The organism is Acetobacter persici (assembly GCF_018256955.1).
GTDB lineage: Bacteria > Pseudomonadota > Alphaproteobacteria > Acetobacterales > Acetobacteraceae > Acetobacter > Acetobacter persici.
The window spans coordinates 46,883-61,276 of sequence record NZ_JAERKU010000019.1 but is presented as its reverse complement, the minus strand read 5'-3'; the positions used below and the strand labels follow the sequence as shown (position 1 = coordinate 61,276).

The 14,394-nt window shown below is 52.2% G+C and carries 9 protein-coding genes; 3 read left to right on the top strand and 6 right to left on the bottom strand.

Going from position 1 to position 14,394, the window contains the following annotated elements:
* The first annotated feature begins 514 nt into the window (after window positions 1-514).
* The gene (locus tag JK199_RS14845) at window positions 515-3,409 is read left to right on the top strand and encodes a TonB-dependent receptor plug domain-containing protein (RefSeq protein ID WP_244985203.1); all 2,895 of its coding nucleotides are present in this window, start codon (window positions 515-517) and stop codon (window positions 3,407-3,409) included.
* Between the two features lie 150 nt (window positions 3,410-3,559).
* On the opposite strand, the gene JK199_RS14840 is transcribed toward JK199_RS14845, so the two are convergent.
* Window positions 3,560-4,291 (bottom strand): RBBP9/YdeN family alpha/beta hydrolase, encoded by a 732-nt coding sequence (locus JK199_RS14840; RefSeq protein ID WP_212377360.1) that lies wholly within the window; start codon window positions 4,289-4,291, stop codon window positions 3,560-3,562.
* A gap of 115 nt (window positions 4,292-4,406) precedes the next feature.
* A complete protein-coding gene (locus JK199_RS14835) occupies window positions 4,407-5,036 on the bottom strand; it encodes a peroxiredoxin (RefSeq protein ID WP_212377357.1) in 630 nt (209 codons plus the stop codon).
* Window positions 5,037-5,192: 156 nt separating this feature from the next.
* Here JK199_RS14835 and JK199_RS14830 point away from each other — a divergent pair, with 156 nt between their 5' ends.
* Entirely contained in the window at window positions 5,193-5,369 is a 177-nt protein-coding gene (locus JK199_RS14830; RefSeq protein WP_212377354.1) for a hypothetical protein, read from the top strand.
* 22 nt (window positions 5,370-5,391) lie between these two features.
* Here JK199_RS14830 and JK199_RS14825 read toward each other — a convergent pair whose 3' ends face one another.
* From JK199_RS14825 to betC, 3 genes are all read right to left on the bottom strand, one after another.
* Entirely contained in the window at window positions 5,392-6,534 is a 1,143-nt protein-coding gene (locus tag JK199_RS14825) for an MFS transporter (RefSeq protein ID WP_212377351.1), read from the bottom strand.
* Between the two features lie 2 nt (window positions 6,535-6,536).
* A complete protein-coding gene (locus JK199_RS14820) occupies window positions 6,537-8,771 on the bottom strand; it encodes a TonB-dependent receptor (RefSeq protein ID WP_342356343.1) in 2,235 nt (744 codons plus the stop codon).
* Window positions 8,772-8,931: 160 nt separating this feature from the next.
* Window positions 8,932-10,362, bottom strand: a complete 1,431-nt coding sequence (gene betC, locus JK199_RS14815; RefSeq protein ID WP_342356344.1) for a choline-sulfatase — start codon at window positions 10,360-10,362, stop codon at window positions 8,932-8,934.
* A 223-nt stretch (window positions 10,363-10,585) separates the two neighbouring features.
* On the opposite strand from betC, the gene JK199_RS14810 reads away from it, so the two are divergent.
* Window positions 10,586-11,509 (top strand): LysR family transcriptional regulator, encoded by a 924-nt coding sequence (locus JK199_RS14810; RefSeq protein ID WP_212377348.1) that lies wholly within the window; start codon window positions 10,586-10,588, stop codon window positions 11,507-11,509.
* A gap of 321 nt (window positions 11,510-11,830) precedes the next feature.
* On the opposite strand, the gene JK199_RS14805 is transcribed toward JK199_RS14810, so the two are convergent.
* Window positions 11,831-14,392, bottom strand: a complete 2,562-nt coding sequence (locus JK199_RS14805; protein WP_244985200.1) for a TonB-dependent receptor plug domain-containing protein — start codon at window positions 14,390-14,392, stop codon at window positions 11,831-11,833.
* Between the last annotated feature and the right edge of the window lie 2 nt (window positions 14,393-14,394).

The following is a 14,394-nucleotide window of genomic DNA, read 5'->3' as shown; positions in this document are numbered from 1 at the left end:
GCCATTCCCTCAATTAGAACCGGAGGAATGGAAGCATACAGAAGAACTCAAAACCAGGGGGTTTTTCGAACCCTCCACTTTCTGTTATGGATCAATATTTTCTCCATAAATCTTTTTATTTTCTGATCTTTTTTCAAATATTCTGAAACAGAATCTCGTTTCCACTCTTTATTCTGTGAGAGGTTTTTTCAGGATTTCAGCCTCATTCAAAGCCCTGTGGATACAGGTTTATCGTCAAAGCAGTGACAACAGATAACTGCCGATTTCTTTCTCACACAAATATTCAATGGCTTTTACAGAAAAAATAACTTTCCTTCGAACTCATTTTTATTCTGCAATCTATATTAATACCTAAGTATATAAAAACACATCCTCATCATAACCCGAAGTTATACGGCATAGAACAATATGGAATTGCACCCTGCCGTTTGTTGCGATGATGCTATGAACAGCCCGGATGAATACTCTGTTTCATCACGCCCGTCCCTTTCCTTACTCAGGAGATGTTCCGACCATGCGCTACAAAACCCTGAGACATTTTCTGCTTTACTCAGCCTCCAGCCTTAGTCTGTTCGCGGTGGTTTCACCGTTACAGAGTGGCGTGGCGTACGCAGAGGACGCGCAGCTTCCTAAAAAAACGTCTGTCAAATACAGCACAGTCTCCGCCCGAAAGAGCGAGAAGAAAACTCTGCTGCACGTTGCAGACCAGCAGGAAGCGCGCAGCACATCTCCTGAAAATGTGGTTGTGACGGGCTCCATGCTCCGTTCTTCCAACAATTCCAACGCCAACCCGGTGCAGATTATCACGGCCAAGGATATTCAGCGGACATCCGCAACCACACTGTCCGACTATCTCCAGCGCCTGCCCTCCATGGGCAGTGGCGGAAGCTATAACAGCACCACCAATGGCGGGGGCGGTATTGCCTGCCCGGATATCCGCAACCTTGGGGCCTCCCGCGTTCTGGTTCTGGTTGACGGTAAACGACAGGTGCAGAACGGCGGCTCAGGCTCATCCTGCGTGGATCTGAACATGATCCCGGTTTCCATGGTTCAGAGCGTGGAAATCCTGAAGGATGGTGGCTCAGAACTGTATGGTGCAGATGCTGTATCCGGCGTGATCAACATCAAGCTCAAGCACAATCTGACCACCGGCAATATTACCGTCAAAGGCGGCATCACCCAGTATGGGGACCAGCGGACGGGTATGATCTCCGGCATCAAAGGCTTCAACTTTGATCACGACCGCGGCAATATTACCATTGGCGGCCAGTATCTGAGCCAGGGGCCGGTTATGCAGCGGGACCGCGACTGGGCTTATAACCCCCAGATCAACAACCCTGCACCGGGCGGTTCGGTCGTTTACGGGTCTGGCATTACGCCCACCACCACGGCACTTGTCGGCGGCAAGCAGCTCAAGCCCGACGGGAATGGTGGCTTTTCCCCTCTCACCGCGTCTGATCGCTATAATTACGGGCCGGAAGGGACGTTATCCCAGTATATACAAAGCAGCACTCTGACGGGTGACGCGCATTATGAGATCAACAAACATCTCAATCTCTATGCCAACGTACGGTATACGCACAAATCCTCTCAGGCGCAGCTTTCTGCCCAGCCCCTGACCGGGAGTGTCGGCGTTAATTCTCTGCCAGCGGCTTTTGTTCTGCCGGCCGGGAACCCCTATAATGTCTGGGGGCAGGATGTCGGACTTTATAAAAGAACTGTAGAATTTGGTCCACGGTCTTATGATTCCGCAAATGATTCGTATCAGGTCATTGCCGGAGGCAACGGGACGATTGTTGGCAACTGGCAGTATGATGCCTCCATGTCTTACGGCATGACGCAGAACACCCTGCGGACACAAGGGCTGGTCAATTACGCCAACATTTTGCAGGAACTGGGTGTTTCACAAAACGGATCTTCCATTGCGTATGATCCGTCCGTCTGCACATCTCAGGCGGGATGCACTTTGTTTAATCCTTTCCAGACATGGCCAAAATCTGCTGTTGATTACGCCAGACATACGGAAATTGATCATTCCACCTATCAGTTGCGGGACTTCAACCTCCGTATCAACAACAACGATGTTGTGAAACTTCCTTACAAAGGCGGCGGCCCCATCGGGATAGCGCTGGGGATGGAACACCATAGTGAACAGCTTTCCTACCATGCAGACCCGGAGGTGCAGGCAGGCAACGTCGCGGGATCCTACACCTCCAGCACGGGCGGCGGCTTTAACGCGACTGAAGTCTATCTGGAAGGCAAAGTGCCCCTGCTGCATAACGTCGCCTTCGCGAAAGATCTGACAATTGATGGTCAGGGCCGCTGGTCGCGCTACAACACGTTTGGCGATACGGAAAACTGGAAAGTCAGCATTAACTGGGCTCCTATTAAGGATATCCGCTTCCGGGCAACGCTGGGAACATCGTTCCGGCAGCCCAGCGTGTATTCTCTGTATGGTGGTCAGGCCGTCGGTTTTCCTGCGGCCATCGATCCCTGCACACGCCCGAACTACTATGGCGCAGCGGCGGCAACTGTTGTTGCCAACTGCATGAAGGCCGGCGCCGTGCCCGGCAAGGTCACGCAGGCCTATTCCAATCAGCTCCCCAGCCTGCAGGGCGGAAACCCCAAACTCGGCCCGGAAGTCGGCCGGACTTATACGTTTGGCACGGTCATTACCCCGCGCTGGACTCCGGGGCTCTCGCTCTCGGTGGAGTACTGGCATACCACGCTTAAAAATACCATTGGCTCCGTTGGGACCCAGTATATTGTGGACCAGTGTTACACCGGGGCATCCCCCGGTTACTGTGCCAATATTTCTCCGCGTGACAGTAACGGGCAGATCACCATGGTGAATGCCACAACGCAAAACCTTGGCCAGATGACCACGAACGGCATTGATTTTGACCTTGCTTACCGCGTGCGCCTGACCCGCACGGATGTTCTGACCCTCAGCAACAATCTGCAAGGGCTGGTTGGCTATAATGTGCAGCCTTATGCCGGATCTTCCTTCAGAAACGGTACGGGCCGCCTTTACTTTACCGGTGGCGGTGCGTATGCGGGCGCAGGCGTGGGCCACCCCCGTATTACAGATTACGCAACGGCCACATGGACGCATAAAGCGTTCAGCCTGACTTACATGATGAACTATACCAGCGGCATGCGGCTGAACAACGGCTCTGTTGACCTCACCCATTCCTCCGCAGGGTCATGGAACGTGCCCGGCATTTTTACGCATGATGTGACGCTGGGCTATAGACTGAAAGACTGGAACTTTACCGCAGGCGTCAACAATCTTCTCGATAAAAAGCCGCCCTTCATACCAGATGGCGTGATCAATACTGATCTGGCGATGTATTCGCAGAACGCCATTGGCCGATATGCCTTCCTTCAGGCCGGAATGGATTTCTGAGTAGAGGCTCTCAAAACCTGAGGCGCACTGAGCAGACCCACATAAATGAGTCTGCTCTGCTGCCTGAAGGACTGATATTTTCTGAAGAGCGTCTATTTGAAATGGAAGCTGCCCAGAAAGAGCAGAACAAAACCTGCGCATCCCTTCAGATTACTGCAAGACTCTTTTCTGGTGGCGTGACAGTCCCGTTTTCTCAAGCAGGACTGTTTGCGTCAGGCGGTCCAGAAATAACAGGCCATCCAGCCAGTCCCCAAGGTCACTTTGGTTGCCGATATGCCCTTTGCGGCCAGCATCGACAAAAGAGGCGCTCCAGTGCCGTGCAAATTTTCGAGCCGATGTGACACTCAGCCACGGGTCATTCCGGCTCCCGACCACTACGGACGGAAATGGCAACGGGGACAACGGGACAGGGCTGAACGCCGCCACCCGGTACCGCTCCAGCTCAGGCCCATTCTCTACATCCGCAGGCGCGACCAGCAAGGCACCGGCGACAGTCTCCGGCAGCAGTCCTTTTTTGATCGCATGCGTAATCAGAAGGCAGCCCAGACTATGCCCGACGAGCAAAACAGGCTTTTTGCTTTTTTTGACTGCCGCAACCAGCGCCGTCACCCAGTTCTCATAATCAGGTTTTGACCAGTTGGCCTGCGTGACGCGCCGCACCGCAACACCATTGGCCCGAAACAGCCTCTGCCAGCTGGACTGCCAGTGGTGGCGGGCAGATCCATCCAGACCCGGCACAATGAGGACTTCAAACCCCGCCAGAGACGCAGAAAGACGCCGGACGATATCCTCTGACGCGCTGCCTTGTATGTCCACTTGCTGATGCAGGGACGCTGCTTTCTGCGGGAGCCTGCTTTGTCCTGAGAATGACAGACGCGACACAGGTTTTCTTTTAAGAGCAGACATTACGCTTCCAATGTTTTTTGCGTCCATTGTCCGTTTATTCACACTCTGTCGCATCACACATTCCTTGTCTGATCAGGACGTTCGGTTGATTTCAGGAAAGCTTCACCAGACGTAGGTAAGGCTTGAGCGTCTTCCAGCCCTGCGGGAACAGGGTTTTTGCCTGCTCATCACTGACAGATGGCGCAATGATCACATCATCCCCGGCCTGCCAGTTGGCCGGGGTGGTCACTTTCTGTTTGTCCGTTAACTGGAGGCTATCAAGCACCCGCAGAATTTCGTTGAAGTTGCGGCCTGCTGAGGGCGGATATGTCAGCGTCAGTCTGACTTTTTTACTGGGGTCGATAATAAAGACACTTCGCACCGTCACCTTCGGGTCAGCATCCGGATGGATCATCCCGTAAAGGGTGGAAACCTTTTTGTCGGTATCTGCCAGAATGGGAAAATTAACTTTGCTGCCCTGAGTTTCAGCAATATCCGCCTCCCATGAGGCATGGTCTTTCAGGTCGTCCACCGAAAGGCCGAGCACTTTGGTGTTCCGCTTCGCCCATTCAGGCGCAAGCTGCGCGACGGCCCCCAGTTCAGTCGTGCAGACAGGAGTGAAGTCCTTCGGATGGCTGAACAGGATGCCCCACCCCTCCCCGAGCCATGAATGAAACTGGATTGGCCCCTGCGTGCTGTCCTGCACAAAATCAGGAGCGGTCTGGCCTAGCTGGATTGTCATAAGCGCACCCCAAAACCACACTGTTAAATCTGAAATAAAATAAGCACATATTTTTCTCGTTGTAAAAAACATAATTCAATATATTTTAGTGGAATAGAATTTTGGGCATCTGGCCCCCTTTCGAGGAAAGCTCATTCAGCCGTGGAGACCGAACTTATGCGCAGAAAAACACTCTGGTCTGGCCTGACGGCAGGCGTGCTTGTGCTGCTGCTCGGAGGCGCACTGGTGCCCGCACACAACACACAGGCCGCACTGTTTGCACTTTCAGATGCCACGTCCTGCCTGTTCCAGTATGATGTGACGCAGCAGACGCAGGAAGTCGCCTCACGATGAAACCACTGAGGCCCTCTAACGGCTACCGCGCCATAATCTGGTGAGGTTTGACCAGAAACACGCAGCAAGCTGACAGAAGACACAGCACGAAACTGAGAAACCCAATCCCCAGATACTGGCCGCTATTACCGGCGACACCAGCCATCACTGTTGTCGTTGCCTGAGAAAGCATCCACGCGCCTCCGGAACGAGACGCCAGCTTTCCTGAAGGGTCAACCAGACAGGTTAAGCCAACCAGAGCAGGGTAGATAAAAAACCACAAAGCATAGTTTAAAGAAAATGCTGCTTTAAAAACCAGCCACGATGGCGGCCATGCCTGAAAAAAGCAGATCACACCCGTCAGTAGAAGTGCGGGAATCAGCAGGCGCATACTTGCCGTATTCCGGCTAAGCCGCACACTCGCAAGACAGACGCACAAACCGAGTATATTTGAAAATGCTGATAATGTGCCAAATGATGCCGTGGTCAGCCCTACTGAGGCGGCAATACGCTCTGTAAAGGGCCAGACCGCGAGACTGCCGCCCGTGTAGCACAACACAGCCAGTAATGCGGCAACGGCAGGCCCGGATGCGGGCTGCCCCGTGCGCACTATGCCTTCGGGCTGATTAACGGTATCGGGCAGCAGCCGCATCAAGGGGGCCAGTGCGAGCACAATACATGCCAGAACAAGGAAAACACCCTTTTGCCCGGCTATCTTTCCGATAGAGGGCAGAAAAAGGCTGGACGCAGAAAAAACAATCGTCTGAACGACCATCACAAAAGAGAGCACAAAAATGGGTTGCCCCAGTCGGCTGGCGCCCACATTGACAACCGCATTCAGTGCGCCAAGCCCCAATCCGGACAGCACACGGAGCCCCAGCAATCCCCAGAAACCATGTACATAGGCAGACGTCGCCTGTGCAAAAACAACGCAGATCGCGGCAACAAGCGCCAGAGAACGCAACCTGATACGATGAACAGCGGAGGCTATGCCCGTCATGGCCGCAGCATAAGAAAGCATTTCTACACTGCTCCACACGCCAGCCTGCGCGGCAGTCATCTGCCCATTTTTTATCAGTTCCCCAACGGCAAACGGACCCAGAGAATTCATACTATGCGCGGCACAGTCCGCCGCGCTGATTGCCACGAGGGTCATAACGCCAAGTGTGCGTGTTTGCTGTAACATGCTTAAAGAGACCGCATGACTTCAAAGCCGAAGGACCGTAAGTCACCGGGATATCGGCTGATATTCCGGTTGAAGAACTCACCAAACGCATTTGTATAGGTCATCTGGTTTGTAATATTATGCAGCCAGACCGCAACTTCCGTCTTTTCATCAACGGAATGCCAGGCAATCCTGACATTGCCAGTAATAACAGGCTTTTGGGAAAAGGCATTTCTCACCAGCGCCTGCGTCTGCGGTGACGATAGAAATGCAGCCGGTGTGGCAGGGTGTACATCAGACCATGCCTGAAAACGATACCGGCTGGTGTAACGCCAGTCTGTCTGGAGTGTAAAATCTCCAAATGATACGGGGATTTTATAGCTCAGCAGAAAGTTGGTCGTGACGTGTGGCGCACGTTCCAGCGGCTGACCGGACAGATCAACCGGGTTCCCTCCATTAAAGGGTGTCGGCGCGCTCGCATTCCGGAAGCTTGTATAATGCGCATCCTGATAGGAAACACCAAAAGACCCAAACAGATTATCCGTAGGCCGCACCTGTCCTTCAAATTCAAATCCGTTGGAGACAGCACGGGCCGCATTGGTTGTATGCGTACCGGTGTTTTGCAGAATTGTAACCTGCATATTGTTATAATCATAATGGAAACCCGAGAGGTTAAGCTGCGCCTTGCCGCGCCATAACCGGGCTTTTACCCCACCTTCATAATCAGTCAGCACTTCCGGGTTATACAGGCTGAAATCGGACGCCGTTGCCACATAGGTATTGTAATTGCCGGTCCGGAAACCGCGTGCATAGCGCAGATAACCCGTAATCCCGTGTGAAAAACGATATTTCAGGCTTGCATCTTCACTGTCCCGGTTAAAGGTTTTCTTCAGCGGCGGTCCGCTCAGACTCTCCCCTGTAGCAGGATCAATAAATGTGCCCGTACTGGTATTGATGTAGGTCAGAGCCCGGCTGCTCGTATCATACGGGTTGGAGCTTTGCGTAGTGTAAGCCCATGCCTCGCCGTTCGCGCTCCGGGTTTCAGACGTAAAACGGCCGCCAATATCAAGGGTCAGGCGGCGTGTGAGATCAAAAGACAAAGCCGAGAAAACCGCAGCATCCTGCGTATTGATATTAAAGCTGGATGCGTTGCCGTTCACCCCGAAATCAATCGGACTATAAAGCGGCTGCTGGCTGAAAGACTGCGTCATGTTCCGCAGATAATAAACACCTCCAATATAGCGGGTTTTCCTGTTCTGCGGAGACGCAACCCGAATTTCGTTACTCAGAACCCGCGCCACGCCGCCAATATTTTCCTGATAATCCACAGCGGCCGGGCTGGCATCATCATCCGAGAAGACATTGAAATGATTCCACTCCAGAGCAAAAATATTGCTCAGGCTCCAGCCACCTGCAAAATCATAACGTGCCGAGGCAGAAAGCCCGGCCCGTCTTGTTGTTGCATCCGTGCGCCCGTTATTCTGAATATCCCTGTGCGATGTCTGGGCATATCCCTGAGCATCCGTCCCGCCCTCCAGAAGCCCTACATGATCAATGGGAACTTCCGTCCTGTTCCGCCCAAGATGGGCCTTGATCAGAATAGAGAAATTATCAGTTGGTTTTGCAAGAATCTGTCCGCGCATATCATAATACTGATATCCGCCTGTCGGGTTTTTATGGCTGCCATTATAATACTGGCCATCCATACGCCGGTTCACAATGGCAAAGCGCGCCATCAGTTTATCTTTTATAATGGGGCCGCCAATGGCGCCTTCTTCTCCCCACAAGCCGTAATTACCAGCCGTGCCGCGCACATAACCATCAAGAGTGTTTGTCGGTTTCTTGGTGTAATAAGACACCATCCCCGCCGTTGTATTTTTGCCCTGTAAGGTGCCCTGCGGGCCGCGAAATACTTCCACATGGTCAAGGTCGTAAATTGGTGTGCCCTGCGATGCGCCGCTATCCAGAAACACGTCATCTTCAGACACACCAACCGCGGTTGTCATGTTTGCTGAAAAATCATTTGTACCAATCCCGCGCAGGCGGTAGCGCGGGTTAGTTGAGCCTGACGTGCTTTCTGCCATAAGGCCGGGAATATCGCGCGCCAGAGACAAAGCATCCCGCACACCTGTGGTCTGAAGGGTCTTGCCGGAGAGTGCCACAACGGATGCGGGTGTTGTGTTCACCTGCTGAGCACGCTTGTTTGACCGCACCGTAATTTCCTCAAGAGCTGAGGGTTTAGATTGTGGCGTGGACACAGCTGCATGGCTTTTCTGACTGGCCGGCTTCTGCACTACGCTTTTTGGGGCGGCTGAAACGGTATGGGGCTCTGTCTCGGCTGCGTATGCCGCGCATGTGGCCCCCAGAGAGACAACAAAAGTGAGAGACGCGCGGTAGGGAAAGTTATGGAAGAGCATATCACAGTGACCCAACATCCTGTGGTAGCAGCCGCGCTTCGGCTTCAAGCTGCTCCAGAGGTTTATGATGACGGATATAGGCGCGGTGCGCATTGGCGGGAGGCTGATAATCCCATGCCGTACAGCGGCCCGTCGCCAGAGCCCGCTTTACGAGCGCCCGCCTTTGCTGGCTCAGCACAACTTTCTGGCGGAGCAGTTCAAAATTCCATTTCTGAAGAACTTCGGTCTGGAAAGCCTTTACATCGGCCTGATAAAGAGGAAGAGACGCGAGGTTCCGCTTTTCATCCGGGTCGTCTTCCAGATTATAAAGCTGATCAGGATCATCCGGCGTATAGAGGAATTTCCATTTGCCCCGCCGGATCATGACAGTTGGCGCGAATGTCCCTTCACCCAGATATTCGCCATAAACTTCGTCCGTCCAGACAGTCTCCCCTTTAAGCAGAGGCGTCAGATCACGGCCGGTAACCTGTGGCGCAGAGGGTGCGCCAGCCAGCCCGCAGAGGGTTTCCCCCACATCCGCAAGGCACACAGCCTGAGCCACCTTCTGTGACGCACCACCCGGAAAAGCCATGAGAAGCGGGATACGGGCCGCCCCTTCCCGAAAGGACATTTTATACCATTGCCCATGCTCACCGAGCATTTCACCGTGGTCACTTGTGAAAATGATAGCTGTGGTCTTGTCCAGTCCGGTCTGACGCAAAACCTCAACAAGCTGCCCAAGCTGATGATCAACGTAGGACAGAGCGCCGTAATAAGCCCGCCGGGCACGCAGCACGTCAGACTTGGATGGACGCTGGGCATCAATCCCGCATGCCGCCCGGATACGGTCAGCAGAAGGATGATTTTCTACGGCATCCGGCACACGCGGGAGAGGAATGTCACTCTCTGCATAGAGGTCCCACCATTCCGGAGTAATATTGAAAGGATCATGGGGGTGCGTGAAGGACACAACCATACAAAACGGCCGTTTATCATCACGCTGTCGGGCCAGATCAAACAGCTTGCGGCGGGACGCAAAAGCAACTTCTTCATCAAAATCAATCTGATTACTGCGCAGAACCGGGCCTGCATTCAGCACGGAATCCATCGAATGATACCAGTCCGGCCGGTCCTCCTTGTTCTGCCAGTCCGGCACCCAGGTGAAATCCGAAGGATAAATATCTGTGGTCAGGCGCTCCTCAAAACCATGTAGCTGGTCCGCTCCGACAAAGTGCATCTTCCCGGCAAGAATGGTCTGATACCCGGCATCGCGCAGCCTGTGGCCGAATGTGGGAATGTCTGAATGCCATTCGCTCCCGTTATCCATAATCCCGCTTTGAGAGGGCATCAGGCCCGTCATGAAGGCGCCCCGAGACGGCCCGCAGAGCGGGCTGACCGTGTAGGCATTCTTAAAAACTACGCCACGTTCTGCCAGACTGCGCAGAGCGGGCACTTTTGCCGGGGAGGGGTCACGGCCCCCCCAGAAAGGCTGGCAACGCAAGAGCCGTCAGCTGGTCCGCCACGACAACCAAGAAGTTCAACGGAGCATCTTTTGTCACTGCATCACTTTCCATTGCTAATTTAACTATTTTTTGTCGTTTTATTATATAAAATAAGCCATGTTATTCGTTATTTTTGATCTATCCACGTTTGTATGTGTTGTATAAGCATGACTTATGACACCGAATCAAGCTGACTATCTGTTACGCTCACTCCGCCTGATTGAGGCTGTTGGCCGCTGTGGCAGCTTCAGCACAGCAGCGCTTGAGCTCGGCATGACCCAACCGGCCGTAAGCCAGCAGGTTGCTCAGCTTGAAAAACTTTTAGGAGTGGTTTTGTTTGAGCGTCGGCACAGAGGGGTGCTGGCTACCAGACACGGCCAGATGCTCCATGCGACCACAAGTGACGTGCTGGCACAGCTCTATAGTACCATGGAGAGCATACACGACAGTCATTCCAGAAAAATGCTGACAATCCTCACAGATTATGGGTTCGCAGCGAACTGGCTTCTGCCCCGTTTGTCTGATTTTGAAGAGAAATATCCTGAATTTGACGTCAGTCTTTTGACAACACAAGCCAGGCGAGACGCCAAAATAGACCACAGGAATACCCCACATGATATTTCCATTCTTTTTGGGGAGGACCCGCATGCACACGGCGTTTCTTCAATCTGCCTGTTTCAGGAAGAGATTGTGCCTATCTGCAGTGCCCTGTATTTCAAAACAGCGGGACTATTTCATGAACCGCAAGATCTTCTCTCGGCAAAGCTTTTACATTTAAGCGGACCGGACCATCAGTGGTTTACATGGGCAGACTGGTTTGGCGCGATTGATAGTAGCCTCCCGTTAAAATCATTCCAGAAAAATGGATTGTTTTTCGGAAATTATCCACTCCTGCTTCAGGCTGTGTTGCAAAATCAGGGTATCGCTCTGGGGTGGAGGCCTTTGATTGATGATCTGATAAAAACCGGTCAAATTGTATCTTTAAGTAACAAGAGCATTAAAAGCCAAAGAGGATATTTTATAGCAACTGATCCCAAAAAAAATCGTCATGTTGACAGTTTTATACAATGGATTCTTACACACTCTCATACCCATTAATATAATATCCAATCCTAAAAAGAGTCTAATATTCTTAATTTATTCCAGAAAAACCTAATAAAATAGCGGTTTATACTGCCATTTCAAAACAATATATAATTACCCTGAATGCATCGTGCGAGAAGCATGAAAAGAAATCTTTACGGCGCAAAGTAGAACTCTTGAAAATGTTCTAAAAAAAATCAAATATTTTGAATGCGATAAAGAGACCAGGTTTTCTGAACTCCGGAAGGCAGCCAGATAAACTCTGCCGCCCTCCCTTTATCTGAAACAAAAATCAATAAGCCCGTTTCTCTTCCTTTATTCTAAAGAGGAAAACACTCACAAACGGTAGCTTATTTTAGCAAAATAGTATCCGCCCATGAAGCCATACGCCGAATAGTATGGATATTTAAAGGCGCCACTAGACGAGGCCTGCCCGGCTTTGGACACCTGATTAGGATATTTGTTGAACAGGTTTTGCGCCCCCACGCTGACGGACCAGCGCGGCGTAACATCATAACTCACTGTAAGATTGGTAATAAATGCCGGTTTGACAACCGTCCAGTCCTTCGTTGCAAGACTTGGGTTAGCAATATAGGTCAACTGGCCGTAGCGCTGCTCCTGAAAGGACACCATCCATTTATTTTTTGCCCATGTAATCCCAAGAGTTTCCCGGTTTTTAGGGGAGGAGTGGAGTAATGTGTTCTGGGCATACCCATCAAAATACGGCTGGTTAAACGCGAGAAGCTGGGATGGCGTGGCATTGTAATGGCTGATTTCAGTATCCGAGAAATTGGCACCAATGGAAAAAATCCACTGCCCGTAATCATGCAGATTCAGGTTATAGGCAGCATTCACATCCCCGCCATTGGTCACGGTATTGACGGGGTTCGTATAGTACTGAACGTACCGGATACCATTCAGCCCAAGACTGTTCAGCATACTTTCCACCGCAGTCCCCCCAAACTGGGTGGAATTGGCCATGCGGTCATTGATAGCGATGCGGTAAAGGTTGGCTGTGAGTGTGAAATTATCGACCGGATGCGCGTCAATCCCGATACTGTAGCTGCGCGAATACTCGCCTTTTAACGGGCCACCCCCTAACGCGCTGGCCGCAGCGCTCGTAGTCGGTAGCTGTGCAAAGGTATAGGTCGGAAAGGTTGAGGTATAATAATAATTTTCTTGACCAAGTGTCGGCGGTCGATAGCCGGTATTAAAATTAGCGCGAATAGCCCAGCGTTTGTTAAAATCATAACGGGTGCCAACGGAGCCTGTTTCCGTCGTCGTCAGATTAGAATAGCTGACCACATGCCCACCCAGTGTCCACTCCCATTTTGGCAGAATATGGAAAGAGAGATTAACATGCCCGTCAAACGTATCCCGCGCAGTGTTACTGGCCGTATCAGGGGATGCACCAATATGGCCTGAGGCTCCCGGCGTTGCCGTAGCCCCGGCATTTGGCCCATCCAGCACCTTGACGCCACCATTCGCCCAGGATTGATAATCCCCCGCCGTCAACTGGAACGTATCGTGCCGGTATTCCCCGCCAAACTCCAGCATGACCGGCCGAGACAGAAAGGACGGTGTGAAGTTTCTGGAGGCCTTGAACCCCGCCACAAACTGGGTGGAAATATCGGACCCATCGTAAAAATTACGTTTGCTGGCCAGACCAAATGTCGGGTTATTGGAATTGAGCGTTGTATAACTTTCATCATCCCGACCGAACGTTACGTACCCATCCCAGTCAAACCCTGCGGTTGTACCCTGCACACCGCCGTTAATCTGAAAGTCATTTTCCGTCATTCCCATCAGCGGAATAAAGCCATCAGGGTAGAGGGCACGCACCGTGTTGTTGTTGGCCTGATTGCGATACGTGACCTGATTTTCAACCGTCCTGTGTCCATACGTTCCGGTAAGATAACCACGAATACTGTCCGTTATGGGTAAAGCTCCATTGAGGGAAAGCGTCTCCATGGTTGTGTGCCCCAGCCCTTCCAGCCGGTTATAGTCCCGCCCTGCCTTTTTCTGACGTGGGTCCACACTCCCGTCGGCGAGAGGGAAATACATGCTACCTGTATAAAGCCCGGAACGATTAGTGGGGAGCTGGTTGGATACCTGTGCCGCAATATCCAGAAAGCCCCCACGCTTGCCAAGCTTTATGGCATAATCCCCATACCCGTTTACGCCCACACCATCTCCCGCATAGTAGCCGCTGTCTACAAAATTGAGCGATCCTCCGCTTGTATTATGCTTGAGCACAATATTGACGGCACCGGCGATGGCATCCTGACCATACAGGGCAGAAGCCCCTTCCGTTATCACTTCAATATGGTCGATAGCACTCAGGGGAATCAGGGACAAATCGGCGGGCTCCGTTCCGGAATTAGGGCCAGCGTTCGCGTTGAAATTTGCTGTCAGGTGCCGCCGTTTTCCATTGACCAGCACCAGAGTCTGATCGGCCGAGAGGTTACGCAACTGCATGGTGCGAATAAAGCGGTTGGAGCCCACGCCACTGAATGAGGGAGAACTGACTGAAGGCATAAGCTGTTCCAGTGCAGCCATAGCGTTGCTCTGACCTGTTTTGACAATGTCCTGCGCGCTGATCACCTGGACATTGACGGTACTGTGCCTGCGGGTTGTGCCGGAAAGCACCGGGTTTTCCTGCCTGCCCACCACCGAAATTGTTTCCGGGGAAGCCTGTAAAACCTCTTTTTTATGAAATGGTTTTGCTGCTGTCGCGCGGGTTTTTGTCGCAGGTTGATGGGAAGAGACTGTATGGGTTCCCTGACGCTCCCGCGGTTTGCCTTCCTCCACCGTGCCTGCATACGCCGTTGCCGGAAGGGCCGCCATAACAACAACAATTGGAAGTGCTTTTCTTCCACTCGCGACCTTAACAACCATAG